Genomic DNA, 24,693 nt, shown 5'->3' with positions numbered 1-24,693 from the left:
GGAACTTCCTTGCTCACACGTCGAGGAAGCGGACATCCTTGGCGTTGCGGGTGATGAACGACCGGCGCGAATCCACGTCCTCGCCCATCAGGATCGAGAACAGTTCGTCGGCGGTGGCGGCGTCGTCCAGGGTGACCTGCAGCAGCACCCGGTTGGCCGGGTCCATCGTGGTCTCCCAGAGTTCCTTGGCGTTCATCTCGCCGAGACCCTTGTACCGCTGCACGGCCTCTTCCTTGGGCAGCCTCTTGCCCGCGGCCGTGCCGGATTCGATCAGGCCGTCGCGTTCCCGGTCGGAGTAGGCGAACTCGGGCTCGGCCCGGCCCATCCACTTGATCTTGTAGAGCGGTGGCTGGGCAAGGAAAACGTGCCCGTGCTCGACCAGCGGACGCATGAACCGGAACAGCAGGGTGAGCAGCAGCGTGCGGATGTGCTGACCGTCGACGTCGGCGTCGGCCATCAGCACCACCTTGTGGTACCGCAGCTTCGCGATGTCGAACTCGTCGTGGATGCCGGTGCCCAGCGCGGTGATGATCGCCTGGACCTCGGTGTTCTTGAGCACCCGGTCGAGCCGCGCCTTCTCCACGTTGATGATCTTGCCCCGGATCGGCAGGATCGCCTGGAACATCGAGTCGCGACCGGACTTGGCCGAGCCGCCCGCGGAGTCGCCCTCGACGATGTAAACCTCCGAGCGGACCGGGTCGGTGGACCGGCAGTCGGCCAGCTTGCCCGGCAGGCCGCCGAGGTCGCCTGCGCTCTTGCGGCGCACCAACTCGCGCGCCTTGCGGGCCGCCATCCGGGCCTGCGCCGACTGCACCGCCTTGTTGACGATCGTGCGCGCCTCGGTCGGGTTGCGCTCGAACCAGTCGGCCAGCCACTCGTTGCTCACCCGCTGCACGAACGACTTGACCTCGGTGTTGCCGAGCTTCGTCTTGGTCTGGCCCTCGAACTGGGGCTCCTTGACCTTGACCGAGACGATCGCGGCCAGGCCCTCGCGGATGTCGTCGCCGGTGAGCGCGGCGTCCTTCTCCTTGAGCAGCTTCTTGTCCCGCGCGTAGCGGTTCACGGTCGAGGTGAGCGCCGCGCGGAAGCCCTCCTCGTGGGTGCCGCCCTCGTGCGTGTTGATCGTGTTGGCGAACGTGTAGACCGACTCGACGTAGCCGGAGTTCCACTGCATCGCGACCTCGACCGCGTGCCCGTCACCCTCCGCCGTATAGGAGACGAGCTTCTTGTGGATCGGGTCCTTGCTCTTGTTGAGGTGCTCGACGAAGTCCTGTAGCCCGTTCGGATAGCAGAACGTGTACTCCTTCACCTTCGCCACGTAGCCCTCGGCGTCGGGCTCCTCCGCCGTGCCGTCGTCGCCGTTGCGCTGGTCCAGCAGGACGATCGTGAGGCCCTTGTTGAGGAACGCCATCTCCTGCAGCCGGCGCCGGATCGTCTCGATGTTGTAGGTGGTGGTCTCGAAGACCATCGGGTCGGCCCAGAACGTGACGGTGCTGCCGGTACGCGTGGTGTCCTCGCCCTTGACCAGCGGACCCGGCACGGACTGCGTGTAGGTCTGGCGCCACACCGAGCCGTTGACGTGGATCTCCACCTGGAGCGCCGTGGCCAGCGCGTTGACCACCGACACCCCGACGCCGTGCAGACCGCCGGACACCGCGTAGGACTTGCCGTCGAACTTGCCGCCGGCATGCAGCTTGGTCATCACGACCTCGACGGCCGGACGCTTCTCCTCCGGGTGGATGTCCACCGGGATGCCGCGGCCGTCGTCGACCACCCGCACGCCGCCGTCGGCGAGCAGGGTCACCTCGACCCGGGTGGCGTGTCCGGCCATCGCCTCGTCGACCGCGTTGTCCACGACCTCCCAGACAAGGTGGTGCAGCCCGCGCTCGCCGGTGGAGCCGATGTACATGCCTGGCCGTTTGCGGACGGCTTCCAGGCCCTCGAGCACGGTGATTGACTGCGCGTTGTAGTCGTTCTGCTTGGCTGCCACGGGCCTGGTTTCTCCTCGCACGTCATCCGGCGTAACCCCCGCCTTTCATTCTACTGGTGCACACCCGTAGAACGGGCCCTAGGACACCCCCAGCGCGCTCACTGAAGCGCGGACGGGGATTCGGTCAGGTAGGGACTCGACCGCCGCACCCCGAACGCGGCATTTCAGCCATACGTGTCGCGCGGACCGCGGCCGGCGACGTGCCTCGTGCCGTACCGCCAACTCGGCGCCGCCGGGCCCTGCACCTTGAGCCGGGTGACCACGCCCGCGCCCACCCCGGCGGCGATCCTGGTCAGCAGCTGCCGGTTGAGCAGCCGCAGCTGGGTGGCCCACGCGGTGGACGCGGCCTGCACGGTCAGGACCCCGTCGCGCAGGGTCACCGGGGTGGCGTGCTCGGCCACCTCCTCGCCGACCAGCCGGGCCCACCGGGCGAACACGTGCCCGGCAGCCAGCCGTTGCGACCAGCCGCGGTCGGTGGCCAGTCGGGCGGCGAGCCGGCCGAGCGGCTGGGGATCCCGGTCGTCCGGCCCGGGCCCGGACCACCGGCGGCGCCTGCGGGCGCCGGCCACGACCGTGCGGCGCCGGGCCGGAACCGCGTTCGCGGCCCGGCCGGTGGCGGCGGCCCGGGCGGCCCGCAGCGCGGCCCTGGCCAGATCCGATCCGCGCAGCGGCGCGTCGCCCGAAACACCATCCGCCTGGGGGCCGACTTCACGGGAAACGGCCCGATCCACTCCACCGATCGGGCGCACAGTGACAGCGTTATCCACACTATCCACAGGGTTGTCCCCAGATGTGGGACGTTGGTTGTCACTCGTTGTAGCCACGTCGTACCTCTCCGTCGGCCACCGAATACCTGGCGGTGGCCAGCTCACCCGGAACATCCTCCGCCACCGCGGCCGTCACCAAGACTTGTTCGGCCGCCGCGGCCACGTCGGCGAGTCGCTGCCGGCGGCGCTGGTCCAACTCCGCGAACACGTCGTCGAGCACCAGCACCGGCTCGCTGCCCTCGGCCCGGAGCAGCTCGTAGGAGGCCAACCGCAGGGCCAGCGCGAACGACCAGGACTCGCCGTGGCTGGCATAGCCCTTGGCCGGAACCCCGTCGAGCACCAGTTCCAGCTCGTCGCGGTGCGGTCCGACCAGGCTGACCCCACGGTCCAGCTCCGCGTCCCGGCCGGCCACCAGCGCCGCGAGCAGTGCGTCGGTCGACACCTCCACGTCGGCCCGATGCCCGGGCGTGCCGTACCCGGCCGGCAGCAGCTCGGCGATGGTGGACCGGTAGCCGATCTCGGCCGGCTTGGACTCCGGGGCGATCCCGGCGTAGCTGGCCGCGACGTGCGGAGCCAGGTCGGCCACCAGGTCCAGCCGGGCGGCCAGCAGCTGGGCGCCGTGTCCGGCCAGGTGCCCGTCCCACACGTCCAGGGTGGAGATGTCGCCGCGCGAACCCGCCCGCCGGGCGGCGCCGGCGGTCTTGAGCAGCGCGTTGCGTTGCCGCAGCACCCGCTCGTAGTCGGCCCGCACCCCGGCGAACCGGGGCGCGCGCAGCACCAGCAGGTCGTCCAGGAACCGGCGCCGCTCCCCCGGGTCGCCCCGGACCAGAGCCAGGTCCTCGGGCGCGAACAACACCGTGCGCAGGATGCCGAGCACGTCGCGCGGCCGGGGCACCGGACCGCGGTTGACCCGGGCCCGGTTGGCCTTGCCGGGGGTGATCTCCAGCTCCACGGTCAGCTCGCGGCCGGCGTTGACCACCGTCGTGCGCACGATCGCCCGGGCGCAGCCGTGCCGGATCAGCGGGACGTCGGTGGCCACCCGGTGCGAGCCGAGCGTCGCCACGTAGCCCACCGCCTCGATCAGGTTGGTCTTGCCCTGGCCGTTGGGCCCGATGAGCACCGTGGCGCCCGGTTCGAGCTCGAGCTCGGCCTGCTCCCAGGACCGGAAGTCGGCGACCTGCAGGTGCCGCACGTACATATATCTGTGTCGGCTAGCCGGTCGTGCCGGCGCCGGAGGTGGGCCCGGCCCGGTGCACCGCGTGCCCGCCGAACTGGGCGCGCAGCGCGGCGACCGCCTTCATGGCCGGCGAGTCCTCCTGCCGGGAGGCGAACCGGGCGAACAGCGCGGAGGAGATCACCGGGATCGGCACGGCGTGGTTGATCGCGTCCTCCACCGTCCAGCGGCCCTCGCCGGAGTCCTCCACCCAGCCGGTGATCTCGGCCAGCTCCGGGTCCTCCGTCAGCGCCTTGACTAACAGGTCGAGCAGCCACGAGCGCACCACGGTGCCCCGGGTCCAGGCCTTGAGCACGGCCGGAACGTTGGTCACCATCCGGGCCGCGACCAGCAGCTCGTAGCCCTCGGCGTAGGCCTGCATCAGGCCGTACTCGATGCCGTTGTGCACCATCTTGGCGAAGTGCCCGGCGCCGACCGCCCCGGCGTGTGCGAAGCCCTCCTCGCGGGGGCCGGCCGGGCGCAGCGCGTCGAAGATCGGCATGGCCCGCTCGACGTCCGCGGCGTCGCCGCCGACCATCAGGCCGTACCCGTTCTCCAGCCCCCACACCCCGCCGGAGACCCCGCAGTCCAGATAGTGCACGCCGTGCCCGGCCAGCCGCTCGGCGTTGACCCGGTCATCGGTGTGCCGGGAGTTGCCGCCGTCGATCACCAGGTCGCCCTCGGACAGGTGGGTGGCCAACTCCGCGACGGTCTGCCGGGTCGGCTCGCCGGACGGGACCATCACCCAGATCACCCGAGGCGCATCGAGCTTGTCGACCAGATCCGCCAGCGAGCTGGAGTCGCTGACCTCCGGGTTGCGGTCGTAGCCGATCACCTCGTGACCGGCCCGGCGCAACCGCTCGCGCATGTTGAAGCCCATCCGGCCGAGGCCGACCAGTCCCACCTGCACCGCGGTTCCTCTCGATTCAGCCCGGCAGCCGGACCGGCATCAGCAGGTACAGGTAGCCGGCGACGACCTCGCCCTCGCCGTCCACGCCCTTGACCAGTGCCGGCCGGTTCGGGGTGGTGAACGACAGCTGGGCGCGGTCGGCGTGCAGGGCTCCGAGGCCCTCGAGCAGGTAGCCCGGGTTGAACGCGATGGTCACCGGTTCGCCGGTGAACTCCACCGCCAGCTCCTCCTCGGCGCTGCCCTCGTCCTCACCGCCCGCGGACAGCCGCAGCCCGCCGTCGGCGAACTCCAGCCGCACCTGGGTGCCCCGCTCGGCCACCAGCGAAACGCGCTTGATCGCCTCGACGAACGGCGCCACGTCCATCACCGCGGTCGAGGTCTGCTCGTTGGGCAGCAGCTGGCGGTACCGCGGGAACTCCGCGTCCAGCAGCCGGGTGGTGGTGCGCCGGCCGGAGCCGGACAGGCCGAGCAGCCCGTCGCCGGAAGCCAGCGCCAGCTCGACCGTGCTGCCCGCCGTGCCCAGTGCCTTGGCCGCTTCGGCAAGCGTGCGGGCCGGGACCAGCACGGCCACCTCGCCGGCGCCGGCCATGCTTTCGTCCGGCTGCCAGGTGAACTCGCGCAATGCCAGCCGGAACCGGTCGGTGGCCACCATGGTCAGCTTGTCGCCGCTGATCTCCAGCCGAACCCCGGTGAGCATCGGCAGCGTGTCGTCCCGGCCGGCGGCCACCGCGACCTGGCCGACCGCCTGGCCGAACACCTCGCCGGCCAGTTGCCCGGCGTGCGGCGGCATCGCCGGCAGCTGCGGGTAGTCCTCGACCGGCATCGTTGGCAGGCTGAACTTGGCGTTGCCACAGGTGATCACGACCCGGGAACCGTCGACGAAGATCTCCACCGGCTGGGCGGGCAGCGCCCGGGTGATCTCGGCGAGCAGCCGGCCGGAGACCAGGGTGCGGCCGCCGTCGGCGATCGTGGCCGGCACGCCCACGGTGGCCGAGACCTCGTAGTCGAATCCGGAGATGGTCAGCGCCTCCGACTCGGAGGCGTCGACGAGAATTCCGCCGAGGACCGGAACCGGGGGTCGGGACGGCAGGCTGCGCGCGACCCAGGCGACGGCGTCGGCGAGACCGTCGCGCTCGACGCGGATCTTCATGGGAGTCCTTCCTCGCATCGGGGGGATTCGACGCCGCACTGGGCGGGTATGCATGCCCCGGGACACACCTTGACGGTGGACGTCAACCGTAGCCGGTGCCACGTGCCCGCAATCACGCGCCTGTTGTTCTTTTCTTGATTCTTTTTAGAGAGGAAGAACAGCCGTAGTAGTAGGTCCTGTGGGTTGTGTGGACAGCCGGCGCCCGCGCAGGTCGCACGGCCCGGTGGACTGTGGACGAGTCCGGTGCCCGATCCGTGGACAGCTCGCCGACCCGTGGATGGATCCGGTGCGGCGGCGCGGCGTTCCACAACCGGCCCGAGTTGTCCACAGGCCGATCCCCAGCTGTGGGTGGGTCCATGCCCAGGCCGTACACAGGGTGCATGTGCAAAGACATCCGCGAACGGCGCGCAACCGTCGCCATGTGACGAAGTTGTGATCAGCCGCGGGCGCGCTGCTTGATCCGCGAGGTGAGCTCCTGGACCTGCTCGTAGGTCCGCCGCCGCTCGGCCATCTCCTTGCGGATCTTCTTGTCCGCGTGCATGACCGTGGTGTGGTCGCGGCCGCCGAACGTCTGCCCGATCTTGGGCAGCGACAGATCGGTCAGTTCCCGGCACAGGTACATGGAGATCTGCCGGGACTGGGCGAGCGCCTTGGTCTTGCCAGGCCCGCACAGATCGTCGATCGTCACGCCGAAGTACTCGGCGGTGACCGCCATGATCGTGGCGGCGCTGATCTCCGGAACCTGGGAGTCGGGAATCAGGTCGCGCAGCACGATCTCGGCCAGCCCGAGATCGACCGGCTGCTGGTTCAGCGAGGCGAACGCGGTGACCCGGATCAGCGCGCCCTCCAGCTCGCGGATGTTGTGCTCGATCCGGGCGGCGATGAACTCCAGCACCTCGGCCGGCGCGGCGAGCCGGTCCTGCGCGGCCTTCTTGCGCAGGATGGCGATCCGGGTCTCCAACTCGGGCGGTTGGATGTCGGTGATCAGGCCCCACTCGAACCGGGTGCGCAGCCGGTCCTCCAGCGTCTCAAGGCGTTTCGGCGGCCGGTCCGACGAGACCACGATCTGCTTGTTGGCGTTGTGCAACGTGTTGAAGGTATGGAAGAACTCCTCCTGGGTTCCTTCCTTGCCTTCCAGGAACTGGATGTCGTCGACCAGCAGGATGTCGATGTCCCGGTAGCGGCGCTGGAAGGCCACCTTGCGGTCGTCGCGCAGCGAGTTGATGAAGTCGTTGGTGAATTCCTCTGTGGACACATAGCGCACCCGCATACCGGGGAACAGCCGTTGCGCGTAGTGCCCGACCGCGTGCAGCAGGTGGGTCTTGCCCAGTCCGGACTCGCCCCAGATGAACAACGGGTTGTAGGCCCGGGCCGGCGCCTCGGCCACCGCGACCGCGGCGGCGTGTGCGAACCGGTTGGACGCACCGATGACGAACGTGTCGAAGGTGTACTTCTCGTTGAGCCGGGTCTTGGAGGTCTGCGGCTGGGCCGGTGCGGTGAACGGTTGTCCGGTCGTGGTCTGCGATCCGGTGAAGGTGGGCCAGATCTCGTGCACGGTGGCGAGCGCCTCGCCCTCCTCGTCCACCTCGTCCGCCGCGTCGATGTCGGTTTCCGGTTCCACGCCAAGGGAGAGCGGGTCCGGCACCTCCATCCCGTTGCCGACCGGTGGCTCATGCGGACCGTTGCCGTTGCCGCGCGGTCCGGGCGGTGGCGGCGGCGTGCCGACCGGATCGACCTTGACCGCAAGGGAAACCTCGCGTCCCAGCCGGCGGGACAGCGCGTCGGTGATCGGCCCGCGCAGCGCGCGTTCGATTGCGTCCTTGGCGAAGTCACTCGGCGCGGCGAGCAGCGCGGTGCCGTCCAGCAGACCGATCGGTCTGGTCACCCGCATCCAGGCGCGCTGTTGTGGGGACAGGGTTCCCGCGGACAGTTCCCGGACCACCTGTTCCCACACCACACCGAGGTTCAGCTGATGATCGGACACCTGGTGGCTTCCCTCCCCCCGATCCCGGGCCGCGCGGAAGCGCAGCCCCCACGACTCACCCCCGTGGCGAGTCGCACCATGCCGGGCCTCCCGTGTCGACACGCGCGGTCCGGATGCCACGCGGCATCCACAGAGTTGTCCACAACTGTGCACGAAAGTGCGCCTGAACCGGCGGCGGGGGTTCAAACCTACTTCAGTCGCGCAGCGGGGACTCCCACTCCCATCTGGCCAACCAAGAGCCCGCACGCTAACAAGGGTCGGGCTATGCCACAAGACGCGACGGTAGGCAAACATCCGAACGAGGTCGGCGTGTCGCCAGGCGGTACCGATGGAGTGACTTGAGCCTCACGGACCGTCGAGGGCATACCCCGATTTGGCCACCGCGATCAGGGTGCGTAACCTCAACTAGGTCCCCGTGAACGGTGGGCGTGTTTCGCGTGCCCGGCATATGGTCGCCGCGTGCGCACCCCGCCCGGACGGCGCGACCTACCAGACCGACATCTAACTGACGCACCACGTGGTTAGCCAGCACCGGGAGTCCGACCGTGAGCAAGCGCACCTTCCAGCCGAACAATCGCCGCCGGGCGAGGACCCACGGTTTCCGCCTGCGCATGCGGACTCGGGCCGGCCGGGCGATTCTCGCGGCCCGCCGGCGCAAGGGCCGTACCCGCCTGTCGGCCTGACTCGCCGGCCGGGAAGAAGCAGAGGTCCCACACCGTGCTTCCCGCGACCGCGCGGCTGACCCGCAGCCAGGACTTCCGGCTGGTGACCCGCCAGGGTCGCCGGGTCGGTGGCCCGCGGATCGTGGTGCACGTGCTGCTCTCGCCGGCCACCGGGCCGGACCCGGCACCGGCGGTGAAGGCCGGCTTCGTGGTCAGCAAGGCGGTCGGCAACTCGGTCACCCGGCACCGGGTGACCCGCCGGTTGCGGCACGCGGTGGCCGACCGGCTCGGAACTCTCCCCTCGGGCAGCGCGTTGATCGTGCGAGCGCTGCCCTTGGCCGCGGCCGCATCCAGCGCCGAGCTCCGGCAGGACCTGGACGCCGCGCTACGCCGGCTGCGGCTGATGTCGAACGACGATGGCGGTGTGCGGTGATCGGTTCGGGGACCGTCGAGCGGGTTGAGCCAGACCCGCGGCCCGCCGACCCCACCCGTCCCGGTCCGATCGCCCGGCTGCTGCTGCTCGCCGTTCGTGGCTACCGCGCCTGGATCTCCCCCGTTCTCCCGCCGAGCTGCCGGTTCGAACCCAGCTGCAGTGCCTATGCGCTCGAGGCGCTGACCGTGCACGGCGCGCTGCGCGGCACCTGGTTGACCGTCCGCCGGCTGTTGCGCTGCGGACCATGGCACCGTGGAGGGTGGGACCCGGTTCCGGTCCGGCGCCCCCGTAATCGTTCCGACGAGTCGGCCGGTTCGTGCCCGGCTCACCGCCCCGCCGCCGAGGAGTAGTTCGTGCTCGACTTCATCTATTACCCCGTGTCCTTCATCCTCTGGTGTTGGCACTGGGTTTTCGGACACGTGTTCGGCAGCGACAACGGCGTCACCTGGGCGCTGTCCATCATGTTCCTGGTCTTCACGCTGCGCGCGATCATGTTCAAGCCGTTCGTGAAGCAGGTCCGCTCGATGCGGCAGATGCAGGAGTTCGCGCCGGAGATCAAGAAGATCCAGAAGAAGTACGCGAACGACCGCCAGAAGCAAGCGGCGGAGATGCAGAAGCTGCAGCGCGACCACGGCTTCAGCCCGCTCGGCGGCTGCCTGCCGATGTTGCTGCAGATCCCGGTGTTCATCGGTCTGTTCCATGTGCTGCGCTCGTTCGCGCCGGGCAAGACCGAGAACTACTTCTTCGACGCCCAGGGCGTGGATTCGTACATCAACGCCAAGCTGTTCGGCCTGGCGGGGTTGTCCAACTTCATCACCCAGCCGCTCGACCAGCTCACCGCGTTCGGGGTCACCCGGGGCGGCGTGATCGCGGTGGCGGTACCGCTGATGATCCTGGCCAGCGCGCTCACCCACCTGACCGCCCGGCACTCGGTGGCCCGGCAGAACCCGGAAGCGGCCACCCCGCAGACGGCGATCATGAACAAGCTGACGCTGTACATGTTCCCGCTCGGCGTGCTGATCTTCGGCTTCTTCTTCCCGATCGGTCTGCTGATCTACTGGTTGGCCAACAACGGCTGGACGCTGATGCAGCAGCGGATCGTCTACGTCCGGATCGACCGCGAGGAAGCGGAGAAGAAGGCAGTGGCCGCGGAGAAGCGTGCCTCGCTGGGTCCGAAGCCGGGCGCCAGGCCGACCCAGGCGAAGAAGCGGCCTGCCGGGACCGCCCGTCCGGCCGGCACCGCCAAGTCCACCGGAGGCACCGCGAAGCCGGCCAAGCCGTCGGCGGCTGATGAGGCGACCGGGGACGACGCGGCGAAGCCGGCGGAGGCCGAGGACAATGGCTCGGCCGCGGCCAAGAAGCCGCCGGCCGCCCGGCGGACCACGGCGGCCGCCAAGCGACCAACGGCCGCCAAGCCCGCCACCGCCAAGCCCGCCACTGCCAAGCCAGCGAACAGCCAGCCGTCCGACGACGGCTCCGAGGTTCCCGGTCTGATCACAGACCGATCCCGTAGCAAGAGGTCAGGCCGGAAGAACCGCTAGGCGCGCCGGCCTGGAGAGGAGAGTGCCGTGCCGGAAACGGTGCAGGAGTCTGACGTCGAGTTGGAGGCGGCGGAGGACGAAGTCGACGATGTCGACGCGGAGTCGGACAAGAACGGCTCCGCCGGCTCCTCGGAGGACCTCCTGGTCCGCGAGGGTGACATCGCCGGTGATTATCTCGAGCGCCTGCTGGACCTGCTCGACTACGACGGCGACATCGACCTCGACGTCGAGGCCGGCCGGGCGGTGGTGAGCATCGACGGCGGTGAGGATCTGGAGAAGCTGGTGGGCCCGCGGGGCAACGTGCTCGAGGCGCTGCAGGAGCTCACCCGGTTGGCGGTACAGCAGGAGACCGGCACCCGCAGCCGGCTGATGTTGGACATCGCCGGGTGGCGGGCCGACCGTCGCAAGGAGTTGAGCGACCTCGGTCGTGCCACCGCCGAGAAGGTGCTGGCGAGCGGCGAGCGGATCCGGCTGCAGCCGATGACGCCGTTCGAGCGCAAGGTGGTGCACGACGCGGTGGCCGCGCTGAAGGGCGTGCACAGCGAGAGCGAGGGCGAGGACCCCCGGCGCCGGGTGGTGGTGTTCCCGCAGACCTGACCGGCAGGTACCAGAGGACGCGGTCCGCTTCGGCGGGCCGCGTCCTCTGCGTTTCACGTGAAACACCGGGGGTCGCCGGCGTCGTTCCGAGGGTCATGAACAATGGGCGCCGTTCCGGGTTTCACGTGAAACGTCGATGGGTGGGTGGATGGCGGAGGCTGTGCCGGGCGCGGAGGACGTGTTCGGCCCCGGGCTGGCGCGCGCGGTGCGGTACGCCGAGTTGCTCGCCGAGCACGGGGTCGAGCGCGGGCTGATCGGTCCCCGGGAGGTCGACCGGCTGTGGGACCGGCACCTGTTGAACTCGGCCGTGATCGGCGAACTGGTCCCCCGGGACGCTCGGGTGGTCGATCTGGGCTCCGGTGCCGGACTGCCGGGCGTGCCGCTGGCCATTGCGGCGCCGGATCTGGAGATCACTCTTCTTGAGCCGATGGCTCGTAGGGTTGAATGGCTCGAGTACGTCGTCGCCACCCTCGGGCTGGCGGTGACCGTGGTCCGTGGCCGGGCCGAGGAGCCGGCGGTTCGGCGGCAACTCGCGGATGCCGACGTCGTTGTCGCGCGGGCGGTCGCTCCGTTGGCCAAACTAACTGAGTGGGCGCTTCCGCTATTACGCACGGGTGGCACGCTGCTGGCCATGAAGGGGGCCAGCGCGGTGGACGAGGTGACCCGCGATCGGGACGCCGTGGCGCGCGCCGGCGGCACCGAGCCGCGGATCGAGAGCTGTGGGGTGAAGGTTGTGACCGACCCGGCGACGGTCGTGGTCGTGGACAAGAAGGTCGTCGGCCACCGAGACCGGCGGATCAGGAAGGACCGGTAGTGGGCATGTTTCACGTGGAACACGCGGCGCAACGCGCGGTTCGAGGGAGGTGCCACCGATGACCGGCTGGACCCCTATCGCCGAGGAAGCCGAGCGGGCGACCCGGGTGCTGCACCCGGATGAGCCGTTCCCCCGGCCCACCCGCCGCCGCGTGCTGACCGTGGCCAACCAGAAGGGTGGCGTCGGCAAGACCACGAGCGCGGTCAACCTCGCCGCCGCCATGGCGATGCGCGGCCTGCGGGTGCTCGTGGTCGACCTCGACCCGCAGGGCAACGCGAGCACGGCGCTTGGCGTCGAACACCGGTCCGGTACCCCGTCGGTGTACGAGGCGCTGATCGGTGAGGTCTCACTGGCCGAGGCCGCCGTGCTCAGCGACCAGTCCGAGAACCTCTACTGCGTACCGGCCACCATCGACCTGGCCGGTGCGGAGATCGAACTGGTGGCGATGACCGCCCGAGAGTCCCGGCTCAAGGAGGCGCTCACCCCGGACGTGCTTGACCACATCCGGCCGGACTACGTGTTCATCGACTGCCCGCCCTCACTCGGCCTGCTCACCGTGAACGCGATGGTGGCGGCCGAGGAGGTGTTCATCCCGATCCAGTGCGAGTACTACGCGCTGGAGGGGCTGAGTCAGTTGTTGAACAACATCGAGCTGGTGCAGAACCACCTCAACCAGAACCTGTGGGTGTCCACCATCCTGCTCACCATGTACGACGGCCGGACCAAGCTGGCCGACCAGGTCACCGCCGAGGTGCGCCGGCACTTCGGTGACACCGTGCTCACCACCGTCATCCCGCGCAGCGTGAAGGTCTCCGAGGCGCCCGGCTTCGGCCAGACCGTGCTCACCTACGATCCAGGTTCGCGGGGCGCGATGAGCTATCTCGACGCCGCCCGTGAGATGGCCGAGCGGGGCGCTGCTGCGGAGAAGGGGAATCAATGACGGAGCGGAAGGGTGGGCTCGGGCGCGGGTTGGCCGCGCTGATTCCGAGCAGCCCGGGGGCGGACGGCATGCCGGGGGTGGTGCGGCTGCCGGCGCCGCAGCGGGGCGGCAGCGTGGACTCCGGGCAGCCGGGCGCCGCGCCGCCGAGCGGCAGCGTGGCGGGCGCGGTGTACCGGGAGGTGCCGACCGGATCGGTCAAGCCCAACCCGAAGCAGCCGCGGCAGGTGTTCGACGAGGAGGCGCTGGCCGAGCTCGAGTACTCGATCCGCGAGTTCGGGCTGATGCAGCCGATCGTGGTGCGGGAGCTGGCCGAGGACAGCTACGAGCTGGTGATGGGCGAGCGCCGGCTGCGCGCCGCCCAGCAGGCCGGGCTGGACACCATCCCGGCGATCGTCCGGCAGACCGCGGACGACGCGATGCTCCGCGACGCCCTGCTGGAGAACATCCACCGGGTCCAGCTCAACCCGCTCGAGGAGGCGGCCGCCTACCAGCAGCTGCTCGCCGAGTTCAACGTGACGCACGAGCAGCTCGCCGACCGGATCGGCCGGAGCCGCCCGGTGATCACCAACACCATCCGGCTGCTCAAGCTGCCGCTGCCGGTACAGCGGCGGGTGGCCGCCGGCGTGCTGTCCGCCGGGCACGCCCGGGCGCTGCTCGCCCTCGATGAGGCGGGCCAGCAGGAGGATCTGGCGGCCCGGATCGTGGCCGAGGGTTTGTCCGTGCGGGCCACCGAGGAAGCCGTCACGCTGGCCAAGAACGCGCCGGCCGCCAAGCCTCGGCCGCCGGCCCGCAAGCCGATGCAGGCCCCCGGTCTGCAGGACGTCGCCGAGCGGCTGTCCGACACGTTCGACACCCGGGTCAAGGTCGAGCTGGGCAAGCGCAAGGGCCGGATCGTGGTCGAGTTCGGCTCGGTCGACGACCTGGAACGCATCGTCGCCCTAATGTCCCCGGATGCTGGCTGAAAGTCTCGACCCAACCACCGCAACCTCAGGGCACCGTGACGGCACCCAGCCACAACCAACCCGCCAGCCGCACTTCCGCTGGAACCTAACGACAGCAGTTAATTCCGGAGAGGCGGAACAGCTCGGGCGATGGCCCGCTCGGTGAGGCCGGCGTAGATGTCGCCGAGCGAGCGGCCGGCGGCCTCGATCGCCATCGGCAGCAGTGACGTCTCGGTCAGTCCGGGCGAGGAGTTGACCTCAAGGAAGTGCGCCGTGCCGTCGGCCGCCACGATCGCGTCGGTGCGGGACACGTCGCGCAGGCCGAGCAGGCGGTGCGCGGCCACCGCCAGCTCCGCCACGGCGGCCGCGGCGCGGTCGTCCAGCCGGGCCGGCGTGTGGAAGTCGGTCAGGCCGGCGGTGTAGCGCGAGGTGTAGTCGTACACCCCGCTCTCCGGGACGATCTCCACCGCCGGCAGCGCCACCGGCCCGGACTCGTCCTCGACCACGGTGACCGCCACCTCGACACCGGCCACGAACCGCTCGGCCAGCACGGTGTTGCCGTAGGCCAGGCAGTCCACCATCGCCGCCGGCAGGTCGGCGGCGTCGCGCACCACCTGGGCGCCGAGCGCCGACCCGCCCTGGTCCGGCTTGAGCATCATCGGCAGGCCGAGCCGGGCCACCATGGCGTCGAGCACCGCCTGGGCGCCGAGCTCGCGGAACGTGCTCTGCGGCAGCACCACCCAGTCCGGCGTGGTCAGGCCGGCCCTGGCCAGCTCGGCCTTGGCGGTGGGCTTGTCCCAGGCCTGCCGGCAGGCGTGCGAGTCGCTGCCGACGAACGGCACATCGAGCAGCTCCAGCACGGTCTGGATCGAGCCGCCCTCCCCCTGGTCGCCGTGCAGCGCGATGATCACCGCGTCCGGGCGCTCGGTGCGCAGCCTGGTCATCAGCGCGGCGTCGGCGTCCCACTCCTCGACCGCGACGCCGACCGAGCGCAGTGCGGCCGACAGCCGCCGCCCGGACCGCAGGGACACCTCGCGTTCATGGGTGAGCCCGCCGGCGAGCACCGCAACACAGAGATCGGACACTCGGTACTCCTCAGTCCACATTGGTCAGTCTGATTCGGACGTCCACTCCGGACTCAGGCGGTGTCGGGCGACGGAACCTGAGGCCCGGAGCCGGTTCGCAGCGCGGCCGGTCCGAAGGTGTCATACAGGTCCAGCTCCTCGGCGAGCACCGTGGCCAACCGCCGGACCCCCTCGCGGATCCGCTCCGGGGTCGGGTAGCAGAACGACAGCCGCATCTGCCGGCTGCCCAGCCCGTCGGCGTAGAAGCCGGTGCCGGACACGTAGGCCACCCGGGCGGTCACCGCCCGGGGCAGCATCGCCTTGGTGTCCACCCCCTCCGGCACGGTCAGCCAGACGAAGAACCCGCCCTCCGGCCTGGTCCAGGTGCAGCCGGCCGGCATGTGCTGCTCGAGCCCGGCCAGCATGGCGTCCCGGCGCTCCCGGTAGGCCAACTGGAAGGACTTGATCTGCCCGCGCCAGTCGTGCGTGGCCAGGTACCGGGACACGATCATCTGGTTGAGGGTCGGCGGGCACAGCGTGGCCGCCTCCGCGGCGAGCACCAACTTCTCCCGCACCGCGTGTGGCGCGAGCACCCAGCCCACCCGCAGCCCGGCGGCGAACGTCTTGGAGAACGAGCCCAAGTACACCACGTTGTCCGGGTCCATCGAGCGCAGCGCCGGGTAGACCTGCCCGTCGAAGCCGAGCAGCCCGTACGGGTTGTCCTCGACCACCAGCACCCCGTGCCGAGCGCAGATGTCCAGTACCTCGGCCCGGCGGCGCACGGCCAGCGTGATGCCGGCCGGGTTGTGGAAGTTCGGGATCGTGTAGAGGAACTTCACCCGCCGCCCGGCGGTCTCCGCCGCGGCCAGCGCCGCCCGCAGCGCCTCCGGGGACAGGCCCTCGCCGTCCAGTCCGACGTGCACCACGTTCGCCTGGTAGGCGGCGAACGTACCGAGCGCGCCCACGTAGGACGGGCCTTCGGCCAGCACCACGTCGCCCGGGTCGCAGAAGATCCGGGTGACCATGTCCAACCCCATCTGCGAGCCGACCGTGACCACCAGGTCGTCCGGATGTCCGGACACCCCCTCGATGGCCATCACCTCGCAGATCTGCTCGCGCAGCTCCGGCAGGCCGTGTGCGGAGCCGTACTGCAGGGCGACCAGCCCGTCCCGGCTCACCACGCCGGCCACCTCGGCGGCGATCGAGTCCAGCGGCAGCGCCGCCAGGTTGGGCATCCCGCCGGCCAGCGAGACCACCTCGGGCCGGCTTGCCACCGCGAACAGCGCCCGGACCTCGGAGGCGGTCATGCCGACAGCGCGCGCCGCATACCGGTGCAGGTGCGGATCAAGACTGCGTGCCCCCACCCGTTCGGGTGGTTGACCCGGTATGCTCATGCCGGCTCCGTCGCGAATGTGCTGGTCAATGCGCCCGAGTGTAACCGGATGGTGGAGAGCCCTCCGTGGAGTTTCGGTTGCGCCCCGACCGGCTTATCCTGTTCGGGGCGCGCGCGGCTTTGTCGTGTTCGCGCGCGGTCGGGGTGGCACGCGATCAGCTGCTGAGCGGGGAGGTCAGGTGTCGCGACGCGTCGTTGGCGTCACGCTGGACAACCTCGACGACCTGCCGAAGCACTGCCGGGCGTGCGTCTACTGGGAGCTCGCGCCGCACCTGAAGGAGCAGGCCGAGGAGTTCGGCACCACCGAGCTGGAGAAGGAGGCCTGGGTCTCCAGCGTGCTGCTGGAATGGGGCTCCTGCGGGCGCATCGTCTACAGCGACAAGCTCCCGGTCGGCTTCGTCCTCTACGCCCCGCCGAACGCCGTGCCGCGCGCCTCCGCGTTCCCCACCTCGCCGGTCAGCCCGGACGCGGTCGTGCTGACCGGGTTCCACGTGCTGCCGGAGTTCCGCAACGGCGGCCTCGGCCGGATGCTGGTGCAGGCCGTGGCCAAGGACCTCACCAGGCGCGGGGTCAAGGCGATCGAGGCGTTCGGCGACACCCGGCCGGACGAGACCGACACCAGCTGCGTGCTGCCGGCCGATTTCCTGCTCTCCGTGGGATTCAAGACCGTCCGCCCGCACGTCCGCTGGCCCCGGCTGCGGCTCGAGCTGCGCACCGCCCTGTCCTGGAAGGAGGACGTGGAGGCGGCGCTGGCCCAGCTGCTCGGCACGGTGTCGGTGAGCACCGCCGCTCCGGCCCTGCAGCGGTGAGCCCGGTTCGGACCGGGCTATTCGGCCTTGCCCACCAGCTCGTGGGCCAGCACGTCGGCGAAGGTGAACGTGCCGGTCGGCTGGTCTCCCACGCCGAGCAGGTAGAGCCGCTTGACCGCGATCAGGATGCCCTCGGCGACCACGTCCCGGAACGCCGCGTCGGCCAGCCGCTCCCGGTCCCCCGCGTTGGTCAGATAGCCGATCTCCACCCGGACCGCCGGGCACCGGGTCAGCCGCAGGATGTCCCAGGTCTTCGGGTGCGTGCGGCAGTCCTGCAGGCCGGTGCGCACGGCCAGCTCGCGCTGGATGAACCCGGCCAGCGTCTCGCCGAGGGTGGACGTGGTGCCGTGCACGGTGCCGAAGTGGAAGCTCGCCACGCCGGCCGCAAGCGGCGAGGCGTTCGCGTCACAGTGCAGCGACAGGAACAGGTCGGCGCCCTCGTCGTTGGCGAAGTGCGCCCGGTGCGCCTCGTCCGGGTTGGTGTCCCGGCCACGGGAGAGCAGCGCCTCCATGCCGGTGGCCATCATCCGGCCCTCGAGCCGGCGGGCCAGGTCCCAGACCAGTTCGGCCTCGTAGACTCCGGCCACGGCCACGCCCGGATCCGGACCGCCGTGGCCCGGGTCGATCACGATCCGCTTGCCGCGCAGCCGTGGCCCGGCCCGGCGGACCACCTCCTGCTCGCGCAGCAGCACCGGCCGGCCGCCACTGGCCCGGGGCGAGAGCTGGCGCAGCGCCCGCACGGTCTCGGCGCCGCAGATGCCGTCGACGGTGATTCCCCAGTCCCGCTGGAAGCTGCGCAGCGCCAGCTCGGTCTGCGGGCCGAACACCCCGTTCGGGCGGCCGGCGTCGTAACCCAGCTCGAGCAGCCGAACCTGCAGGTGCAGTACGTCGTCCCCGCTGACCGGGGCGGACACCAGGTAGGCCAGCGGGCGGGCACCGAGCTGGTAGGTGGCATCGCGCAGGGCCCGGTAGGTGGTCGGGCCGACCACCCCGTCGGTGATCAGCCCGCGCTGCTGCTGGAAGGCCCGCACGGCCTGCTCGACGGCCTCGTCGTAGCCGTCTCCCGCGCCGTTGCCGTTGGGCTGCGGTAACAGACCGAGTGCCGCGAGAGTCGACCTCACCTCGGCAACGGCTGGTCCCCCATCACCGCGGCGCAGTACGCGCATGCACCCTCGCTCGGCTCATGGCACCGGCTCGGTACCGGCGCGGTTGACGCTCTCTCATTGTGCCTTGCCGGCCGGGCCGGGGCTCGCAGGGTGGCGCCGGCCGGGTCAGCCCAGGTAGTCGGCCAGGTCGTTGAGCAGGGCGGCCTTGGGCTTGGCCCCGACGATCTGCTTCACCGGCTCGCCGCCCTTGAACAGGATCAGCGTCGGAATCGACATGACCTGGTAGTCCCGCGCGGTGGCCGGGTTCTCGTCGATGTCCAGCTTGGCCACGGTGAGGGTCTCCTGGTGCTCGGCCGCGATCTCCTCGAGCACCGGTGCGACCATCCGGCACGGGCCGCACCAGGTCGCCCAGAAGTCGACCAGCACCAGCTTGTCGCTGCCCAGCACGTCGGTGCTGAACGAGCTGTCGGTCACGACGACGGTGTTTGCGGCCATGCTGCATCTCTCCTCGGGTGTGTGGACGGAGGTCGGGAGAAGTTCACTGGGTGGGCTTGGCGTAGCCGCCGCCGACCAGCTCCGGCGCGAGCGCGGCCGCCTCGGTGCCGTGCTCGGCCAGCCAGCGCTCGGCGTCGATGGACGCCGCGCAGCCGGTGCCGGCCGCTGTGACCGCCTGCCGGTAGACATGGTCCACCAGATCGCCTGCGGCGAACACGCCGTCGAGGTTGGTGTAGCTGGCGCCGCCCCGCTCCGGGTAGGTCCGCACGTAGCCGTCCGCGTCGACGTCGACCTGGTCGCGCACCAGCTGGCTGCGCGGGTCGTGGCCGATCGCCACGAACACGCCGGTGACCGGCAGCCGGGACTCCTCGCCGGTGACCGTGTCGCGCAGCGCGATGCCGCTCACCGAGCCGTCGCCGAGCACCTCGGTCACCACCGAGTTGAGCTGCCAGCGGATCTTGGGGTTGGTCTTGGCCCGGTCCAGCATGATCCGGGAGGCGCGGAACTCCTCGCGCCGGTGCACGATCGTCACCGTGCGGGCGAACTTGGTCAGGAAGGTGGCCTCCTCCATCGCCGAGTCGCCGCCGCCGATCACCGCGATGTCCTGGTCGCGGAAGAAGAACCCGTCGCAGGTCGCGCAGGACGACACGCCGTGGCCGAGCAGCTGCTGTTCACCCGGCACGTGCAGGTAGCGGGCGGCGGCACCCATGGCGAGCACGACCGACCGGGCGGCGAACCGCTCGCCGTTCACGGTCACGTACTTCACCGGGCCGGTCAGGTCCATGCTCTCGACGTCCTGGCTGCGCAGGTCGGCGCCGAACCGCTCGGCCTGCGTGCGCATCTGCTCCATCAGGTCGGGGCCCATGATGCCGTCCCGGAAGCCCGGGTAGTTCTCCACCTCGGTGGTGGTCATCAGGGCGCCGCCGTACTGGCTGCCCTCGAACACCAGGGGGTCGAGCTGGGCCCGCGCGGCGTACACCGCCGCCGTGTAGCCGGCCGGTCCGGAACCCACGATGATCAGGTTGCGGATCTCGTTGGTGTCCTGGGACATCAGGCCTCCGTCTGGATCGGTTGCATCGGTGTCAACACGATCGTAGGGGCCGGTTGTTCCGGGGTCGGGGGTGACGGGGGGCACCCCGCCGGTGGTTCAGCGGGTCGGCAGCGGAGTGTCGACCAGCAGGCCCGGGTTGGCCGCGGAACAGGTCGGCTCGACGATGACTACCCGGAACTTCCCCAGTTCACCCGTGCCGAGCATTGCCATTATTGCCGGCTTCGTGCGGTCCAGCATGATCGGGCGGACGCCAAGGGTCTCCGCCTTGGTCGGGTCGATGTTGTTGGCCCGCAGGCATTCATCCAGACCTGACTGGTCCTTCAGCGCGCCGTAATCGCGCTGCGCCCGGATTCCGCCGATGGCGGCGGAGATGTTGTCGGTGTCGACCGGCAGCGGCGGTGTCGCCGCCGGCGCCGACGCGGCCTGGCCGGGCACCGGGCTGCCGCCGGTCGAGCCCGACGGAAAGATGGCGATGGTCACGGCGACGGCGGCCGCGGCCGCGGTGAGCACCGCCGCACCGAGGCCGACCCGCCGGTTACGGCGCCGCCGGGCCTCGGTCAGGTCGATCACGGGCGCGGCGGAGGAATCGGCCGGCCGGGGCGCCCGGGCCCGACCGGCTTCGGTCGCCAGCGCGGCGTCGAGCCGGGCGGCGAAGTGCGCGGGCATCGGCGCGGGCGGCGCACCGGCCAGCTGCCCGAGCTCCACCTTGACCGTGTCCAGCGCCTCGATCACCGCGCGCGCCTCGGGGTCGGCGTTCACCGCCGGCCACAGCCGGGCCGAGGTCTCCGCATCAAGCACGCCGGCGTGCAGGTCGGCAAGGACGTCGACGGACCACGGCGGCCCGTCCGGGCCTCTTGCGTCCGTCATCGTCCCTCCCAGTGCCGCCTGGCCGGGGCTGTTCGCCCTTCTCCAGCGTCACCTGGGACGTTCGCATCTGCATCGGGGTTCCGCAGATGTCCGAGAACTTTGGCCAACTTGGCGCGGCCCCGGGCACACCGGCTCTTCACCGTGCCCTCGGCGATGCCGAGCAGCTGCGCGGTTTCGGCCACCGAGTAGCCCTCGACGTCCACCAGCAGGATCGGCACCCGTTGATCATCGGACAGCTCGGCCAAGGCGCGCTGGACCACCAGCCGGGTCTCCCGCTCGGACATGGCGTCCCGCGGGGTGACCGGCTCGCCCGGCCCGGTCTCCGGCAGCGGCACGGTCGGCCGGGCCTGCCGGCGGCGCACCCGGTCCAGGCAGGCGTTCACCACGATGCGGTGCAGCCAGGTGGTGACCTGCGACTCGGCCCGGAACGAGCCGGCCGCCCGGAAGGCCGAGATGAACGCTTCCTGCAAGGCATCCGAGGCCTCCTCCGGATCCCGCAGCGTCCGCAGGGCCACGGCCCACATCCGGTCCCGGTGCCGGCGAACCAGTTCGGCGAACGCGTGTGGATCCCCCGCGGCATGGGCCGCCATCAGGGCGGCGTCCGAGGCGGCTGCGGCGGTCACGCACTGAGAATAGCGTTCTGGTATCGGCCGGCCCGGCCCAGGCGCGAGCGGCCGGTCACTGCGCCCGGACGAACCCGACCTCGGTGAGCTCGGAGATGTTGCCCTCGCCCAACTTCGTGATCCAAATGATCACGAACTGGGTGGGCTCGGCGTTGTTGAGCGAGATCTCGGTGCGCCCTGCGCCCAGCTCGGCCGTGCCGATCACCTTGGTCTCGGCCAGTTCCGGCTTGTCCGACGGCGCGGTGCGGATCTCCACGGTGGTGCCCGCGCTCGGGGAGTCGATCGTCACGGTGGCGAACTTCAGCGGCTCGGCGAACGCGGCGATCAGCCCGATGCCCGGCTTGAACACCGGGAACTGCTGCTTGTACTTGGAGGTCTTCCACGCCGTCTTCGGGTTTCCGTCGGCGGCGCTGTTGGCCCGCTTGGCGTTGTCCGGATCGCCCTTGACGTTGTAGACGGTGATCGAGGCGGCCTGGATCGGCCCGGCCGGCTGCGGTGGCGCGGCGTTGGGCTGGTTCTCGGCCGGCTGGGTGGCCACCACGGTCGGCCCCGCGGTGCCGGTCGAGTCGTCGTCGAAGAACCCGACCAGCAGCGTGCCGATCCAGATCAGCACGCCGAGCGTGGCCACGCCGAGCGCGCTCACCCCGATGATCAGCTTGCGGGTGCGGGCCTTGTCCGGCGTCGGCGGTCGGGTGGTCCAGACCGTGTTCTGGCCGTCGTCATAGCCACTGCCGTGACCACCGCCGGGTCCCCCGCGGTTGTCCACCACCCGGTCGATCAGCTCGGTGGGCTGATCGGCCTCCGCGACCCGGCCGAGCACCCCCATCAGCGTGGCACTGGTCCGGATACCGCCGACCGAGGTGTCCTCAAGGCTGCGCATCGCGGCCATGGACAGCTCCTCGGGCACCTGCAGGCGCAGCGTCCCGGGCGGCACCGGCATCCCGTTCGGGCCGGCCGGGGCCCGGGGCACGCCGTCCGGCCCGCCGGGCAGCGGCCAGGTTCCGGTGAGCATCAGGTACAGGATCGCGCCGAGGCCCTTGATGTCGTCGCGCTGCGTGGCGTCCGGCGGCGGGCCGGGGAAGGCCAGCCGCAGCCCGTCCGTGGTGAGCCGGATCCGCTGCGGGTGATCGACGCCGAGCACCAGCCCGGAGCGGTGCGCCAGCTCGACCGCCGCGGCCAGTGGCTCGAGCAGCCGGGCCGCGCTGCCCGGGGGCAGCGGGCGGTCGGCGATCAGGTCGACCAGATCGGTGCCCTGCGACCAGTCCGCGACGACGATCCCGAGCAGACCCTCGTCCGGATTGACCCCGCCGCCGACGGTGAGCACGTCGAGCACCCGGGCCATGCCGGGATGACCGAGCCGGGCGGCGTGCGCGGACCGGTCCAGGGTGCGCCTGGCGGCCTGGGCGGCGACGCCGTCGCCCAGCGCGCCGACCAGCATGGTGAGCGCCACGTCGCGGTTCAGCTGACCGTCGCGGGCCCGCCACAGCTGCGCGGAAACCCGGTCGTCCACACCGACCTGGCCGAGCAGCCGGTACCGCCCGGCGCCGACGACCGTGCCCGGGACGAGGAACCCATCGGCCGCCGGCAGATGCGACTGGCTGTCGCCGCCGGGGAACTCGGTTCGCCTCGTGGTCACCCGCACTCTCCGTGGCTCGCTTTGCCCACGAGCCTACGTGAACCGGGCGCCGCTCGTCGGGCTCCGAAAAACAATCGGAAATCAGCCGCGCCGCAACCGGCCGGTGATCCGCCCGACCACCGCGCCGGTCTCCCGCACCCGCAGCAGGGTCATCAGGCCGAACGTGATCGCGCCGCCGATCAGCGTGCCGAGGATCAGCGACAACCAGGCCGCGGCGACCGAGTCCGGACCGAGGCCGGCGCGCAACAGCAGCGCGATCCCCAGCGCCGCGCCGGCCCCCCAGGTCGCCGCCACCAGGGTCTTGACCAGCGTGCGCAGCACCTCGCCGGTGCGCAGCCGGCCCAGCCGGGAGCGGAGCCAGATCTCCCCGATCAGCACGCCGACCAGGAACGTGAACGAGTTGACGAAGCTCAGCCCGTACACCACCGAGCGCGGATCGAGCAGTTCCGCGCACAGGTAGGACAGCGGAACCTTGACCGCCGTCATGATCAGCATGATCAGGGTCGGGGTGCGCGCGTCCTTCATCGCGTAGAACACCCGCAGCTGCAGCATCACGATCGCGTAGGGCAGCACCCCGAACGCCGACGCGGTGATCGACAGGCCGAGCCGGGTGGCGTCCGTGTCGGAGTTGCCGATCGAGTACAGCGCGATGCCGATCTGCGGACCCAGCACGGTCATCAGCGCGCACAGCGGGCCGAGCAGCACGATCGACAGCCGGCTGCCCAGCGCGAGATCGTCGATCACCGCCGGGAAGTTGCCGTCCGCCGCCGCCGAGCTCATCCGCGGCATGATCACGGTGAGCAGCGAGACCCCGATCACGCCGTACGGGAACTGCAGCAGCAGCCAGGTGCTGGCGTAGATCGCCGCGCCGCCCTCCTCGCCGGAGGTGGCCGCGTTGGTGATCGCGGCCAGGCCGACCTGGCCGAGCAGCGTGTAGCCGACCACCCAGGCGGCCAGCCCGCCGAACTCGGCCAGCCGCCGGTCCCAGCCCCAGCGGGCCCGGAAGGTGAACCCGGTGCGGCGCAGCGCCGGAACGAGCACCAGCAGTTGCGAGGCGAGCCCGAGCGGCAGGCCGAGACCGAGCACCAGCAGTTTGGCCTCGCCCATCCGGACCGGATCCAGCGTGATCGTTCCCGGGAGCACCGCGTACAGCCCGATCACCACGAACATGACCACGTTGTTCAGCACCGGGGCCCAGCCGGTGGCGGTGAACCGCTGGCGTGCGTTGAGGATCGCCATCAGCATCGCGCTCAGCCCGAGGAACACGATCGCCGGCAGCATCAGGTAGGTGAACCCGGTGGTCAGCGCCGTGTTGGCGGCCTCGGCGGTGTAGGCGGCGGTGAGCAGCGGCGCGCAGGCGACCGCGATCACCGTGCCGGTCGCGAGCACGGCCAGCCCGACCGTGAGCAGGCGCTGGGTGTAGGCCTCGCCGCCGTCCGGGTCGTCCTTCTGGGCCCGGACCAGCAGCGGCACCACGACGCTGCTCAGCACGCCGCCGAGCAGCAGCTCGTTGATGATCGTCGGGAAGTTCGACGCGATGGTGAACGAGTCGTTGACCACGCCGAAGCCGACCACCCAGGCCAGCACGACCTTCCAGCCGAACCCGGTGATCCGGCTGACCAGCGTGGCGATCGCCAGCGAGCCGGTCGCCCGGGCGAGCGAGGGCGCCGGCCGGGTCCCGGATCCGCTGGGGGTCACGGAGCTAGC

At 70.9% G+C, this 24,693-nt stretch carries 24 protein-coding genes; 9 read left to right on the top strand and 15 right to left on the bottom strand.

Translation table 11 applies throughout. The annotated features are described in order from the left end of the window. Positions 1-13: 13 nt before the first annotated feature. From gyrB to dnaA, 6 genes are all read right to left on the bottom strand, one after another. The gene (gene gyrB, locus VFV67_RS21040) at positions 14-1,990 is read right to left on the bottom strand and encodes a DNA topoisomerase (ATP-hydrolyzing) subunit B (RefSeq protein ID WP_326472293.1); all 1,977 of its coding nucleotides are present in this window, start codon (positions 1,988-1,990) and stop codon (positions 14-16) included. Positions 1,991-2,154: 164 nt separating this feature from the next. Continuing rightward, entirely contained in the window at positions 2,155-2,658 is a 504-nt protein-coding gene (locus VFV67_RS21035; RefSeq protein WP_414636318.1) for a DciA family protein, read from the bottom strand. A gap of 139 nt (positions 2,659-2,797) precedes the next feature. After that, on the bottom strand, positions 2,798-3,955 hold the full coding sequence (recF, locus tag VFV67_RS21030) for a DNA replication/repair protein RecF (protein WP_326472291.1): 1,158 nt from the start codon (positions 3,953-3,955) through the stop codon (positions 2,798-2,800). 13 nt (positions 3,956-3,968) lie between these two features. Next, positions 3,969-4,880, bottom strand: a complete 912-nt coding sequence (gnd, locus tag VFV67_RS21025) for a phosphogluconate dehydrogenase (NAD(+)-dependent, decarboxylating) (protein WP_326472290.1) — start codon at positions 4,878-4,880, stop codon at positions 3,969-3,971. 16 nt (positions 4,881-4,896) lie between these two features. Further along, the gene (dnaN, locus tag VFV67_RS21020; protein WP_326472289.1) at positions 4,897-6,030 is read right to left on the bottom strand and encodes a DNA polymerase III subunit beta; all 1,134 of its coding nucleotides are present in this window, start codon (positions 6,028-6,030) and stop codon (positions 4,897-4,899) included. Between the two features lie 436 nt (positions 6,031-6,466). Next, positions 6,467-8,014: a chromosomal replication initiator protein DnaA gene (dnaA, locus tag VFV67_RS21015; protein WP_326472288.1), complete on the bottom strand. Its 1,548-nt coding sequence runs from the start codon at positions 8,012-8,014 to the stop codon at positions 6,467-6,469. 545 nt (positions 8,015-8,559) lie between these two features. On the opposite strand from dnaA, the gene rpmH reads away from it, so the two are divergent. The 8 genes from rpmH to VFV67_RS20975 all read left to right on the top strand — a co-directional run bounded on the left by rpmH (position 8,560) and on the right by VFV67_RS20975 (position 13,963). Then, positions 8,560-8,697, top strand: a complete 138-nt coding sequence (gene rpmH, locus VFV67_RS21010) for a 50S ribosomal protein L34 (protein ID WP_326472287.1) — start codon at positions 8,560-8,562, stop codon at positions 8,695-8,697. A 34-nt stretch (positions 8,698-8,731) separates the two neighbouring features. Next, positions 8,732-9,109 carry a ribonuclease P protein component gene (rnpA, locus tag VFV67_RS21005; protein ID WP_326472286.1) on the top strand — a complete coding sequence of 126 codons (378 nt, stop codon included), beginning with the start codon at positions 8,732-8,734 and terminating at the stop codon, positions 9,107-9,109. After that, positions 9,106-9,459: a membrane protein insertion efficiency factor YidD gene (gene yidD / locus VFV67_RS21000; RefSeq protein WP_414636306.1), complete on the top strand. Its 354-nt coding sequence runs from the start codon at positions 9,106-9,108 to the stop codon at positions 9,457-9,459. Before rnpA ends, yidD begins: the two co-directional genes overlap by 4 nt. A gap of 3 nt (positions 9,460-9,462) precedes the next feature. Beyond that, positions 9,463-10,650 (top strand): membrane protein insertase YidC, encoded by a 1,188-nt coding sequence (gene yidC / locus VFV67_RS20995; protein ID WP_326472285.1) that lies wholly within the window; start codon positions 9,463-9,465, stop codon positions 10,648-10,650. A gap of 27 nt (positions 10,651-10,677) precedes the next feature. Then, on the top strand, positions 10,678-11,247 hold the full coding sequence (locus VFV67_RS20990) for a protein jag (RefSeq protein WP_326472284.1): 570 nt from the start codon (positions 10,678-10,680) through the stop codon (positions 11,245-11,247). Positions 11,248-11,395: 148 nt separating this feature from the next. Continuing rightward, positions 11,396-12,061, top strand: a complete 666-nt coding sequence (gene rsmG / locus VFV67_RS20985) for a 16S rRNA (guanine(527)-N(7))-methyltransferase RsmG (protein WP_326472283.1) — start codon at positions 11,396-11,398, stop codon at positions 12,059-12,061. Between the two features lie 58 nt (positions 12,062-12,119). Further along, the gene (locus VFV67_RS20980; RefSeq protein WP_326472282.1) at positions 12,120-13,001 is read left to right on the top strand and encodes a ParA family protein; all 882 of its coding nucleotides are present in this window, start codon (positions 12,120-12,122) and stop codon (positions 12,999-13,001) included. Further along, complete coding sequence (locus VFV67_RS20975) at positions 12,998-13,963, top strand: ParB/RepB/Spo0J family partition protein (protein WP_326472281.1); 966 nt, start codon at positions 12,998-13,000, stop codon at positions 13,961-13,963. The genes VFV67_RS20980 and VFV67_RS20975 overlap by 4 nt, the downstream gene beginning before the upstream one ends. A gap of 98 nt (positions 13,964-14,061) precedes the next feature. Here VFV67_RS20975 and VFV67_RS20970 read toward each other — a convergent pair whose 3' ends face one another. After that, positions 14,062-15,027 (bottom strand): D-alanine--D-alanine ligase, encoded by a 966-nt coding sequence (locus VFV67_RS20970; protein ID WP_326472280.1) that lies wholly within the window; start codon positions 15,025-15,027, stop codon positions 14,062-14,064. Between the two features lie 53 nt (positions 15,028-15,080). Further along, positions 15,081-16,400: a PLP-dependent aminotransferase family protein gene (locus VFV67_RS20965; protein WP_326472279.1), complete on the bottom strand. Its 1,320-nt coding sequence runs from the start codon at positions 16,398-16,400 to the stop codon at positions 15,081-15,083. 178 nt (positions 16,401-16,578) lie between these two features. Here VFV67_RS20965 and VFV67_RS20960 point away from each other — a divergent pair, with 178 nt between their 5' ends. Beyond that, positions 16,579-17,208, top strand: coding sequence for a GNAT family N-acetyltransferase (locus tag VFV67_RS20960; RefSeq protein ID WP_326472278.1), 630 nt, complete (start codon positions 16,579-16,581; stop codon positions 17,206-17,208). 17 nt (positions 17,209-17,225) lie between these two features. On the opposite strand, the gene VFV67_RS20955 is transcribed toward VFV67_RS20960, so the two are convergent. From VFV67_RS20955 to murJ, 7 genes are all read right to left on the bottom strand, one after another. Further along, positions 17,226-18,374, bottom strand: coding sequence for an N-acetylmuramoyl-L-alanine amidase (locus VFV67_RS20955; protein WP_326472277.1), 1,149 nt, complete (start codon positions 18,372-18,374; stop codon positions 17,226-17,228). A gap of 105 nt (positions 18,375-18,479) precedes the next feature. Next, complete coding sequence (gene trxA / locus VFV67_RS20950; protein WP_326472276.1) at positions 18,480-18,809, bottom strand: thioredoxin; 330 nt, start codon at positions 18,807-18,809, stop codon at positions 18,480-18,482. 43 nt (positions 18,810-18,852) lie between these two features. Next, on the bottom strand, positions 18,853-19,860 hold the full coding sequence (gene trxB, locus VFV67_RS20945) for a thioredoxin-disulfide reductase (RefSeq protein WP_326472275.1): 1,008 nt from the start codon (positions 19,858-19,860) through the stop codon (positions 18,853-18,855). A 96-nt stretch (positions 19,861-19,956) separates the two neighbouring features. After that, positions 19,957-20,727 (bottom strand): hypothetical protein, encoded by a 771-nt coding sequence (locus VFV67_RS20940; protein WP_326472274.1) that lies wholly within the window; start codon positions 20,725-20,727, stop codon positions 19,957-19,959. Then, positions 20,724-21,350 (bottom strand): RNA polymerase sigma factor SigM, encoded by a 627-nt coding sequence (sigM, locus tag VFV67_RS20935; protein ID WP_326472273.1) that lies wholly within the window; start codon positions 21,348-21,350, stop codon positions 20,724-20,726. The genes VFV67_RS20940 and sigM overlap by 4 nt, the downstream gene beginning before the upstream one ends. Before the next feature lie 55 nt (positions 21,351-21,405). Then, on the bottom strand, positions 21,406-22,986 hold the full coding sequence (locus VFV67_RS20930; RefSeq protein ID WP_326472272.1) for a protein kinase family protein: 1,581 nt from the start codon (positions 22,984-22,986) through the stop codon (positions 21,406-21,408). Positions 22,987-23,067: 81 nt separating this feature from the next. Beyond that, positions 23,068-24,684 (bottom strand): murein biosynthesis integral membrane protein MurJ, encoded by a 1,617-nt coding sequence (gene murJ, locus VFV67_RS20925; RefSeq protein ID WP_326472271.1) that lies wholly within the window; start codon positions 24,682-24,684, stop codon positions 23,068-23,070. Positions 24,685-24,693: the final 9 nt, after the last annotated feature.

This window comes from Actinophytocola sp. (genome assembly GCF_035762905.1).
Classification (GTDB): domain Bacteria; phylum Actinomycetota; class Actinomycetes; order Mycobacteriales; family Pseudonocardiaceae; genus DASYTH01.
Note: the sequence above shows the minus strand (reverse complement) of the source record. Positions and strands in the feature narration are given on the sequence as shown.

Excerpts from the sequence above, each read along its gene's own strand:
- VFV67_RS20980 (WP_326472282.1), top strand. The coding sequence starts at position 12,120 with ATGACCGGCTGGACCCCTATCGCCGAGGAAGCCGAGCGGGCGACCCGG.
- VFV67_RS20940 (WP_326472274.1), bottom strand. The coding sequence starts at position 20,727 with ATGACGGACGCAAGAGGCCCGGACGGGCCGCCGTGGTCCGTCGACGTC.
- recF (WP_326472291.1), bottom strand. The coding sequence starts at position 3,955 with ATGTACGTGCGGCACCTGCAGGTCGCCGACTTCCGGTCCTGGGAGCAG.
- dnaN (WP_326472289.1), bottom strand. The coding sequence starts at position 6,030 with ATGAAGATCCGCGTCGAGCGCGACGGTCTCGCCGACGCCGTCGCCTGG.
- VFV67_RS20955 (WP_326472277.1), bottom strand. The coding sequence starts at position 18,374 with ATGCGCGTACTGCGCCGCGGTGATGGGGGACCAGCCGTTGCCGAGGTG.
- trxA (WP_326472276.1), bottom strand. The coding sequence starts at position 18,809 with ATGGCCGCAAACACCGTCGTCGTGACCGACAGCTCGTTCAGCACCGAC.
- rsmG (WP_326472283.1), top strand. The coding sequence starts at position 11,396 with ATGGCGGAGGCTGTGCCGGGCGCGGAGGACGTGTTCGGCCCCGGGCTG.
- trxB (WP_326472275.1), bottom strand. The coding sequence starts at position 19,860 with ATGTCCCAGGACACCAACGAGATCCGCAACCTGATCATCGTGGGTTCC.
- VFV67_RS20965 (WP_326472279.1), bottom strand. The coding sequence starts at position 16,400 with ATGAGCATACCGGGTCAACCACCCGAACGGGTGGGGGCACGCAGTCTT.
- VFV67_RS20975 (WP_326472281.1), top strand. The coding sequence starts at position 12,998 with ATGACGGAGCGGAAGGGTGGGCTCGGGCGCGGGTTGGCCGCGCTGATT.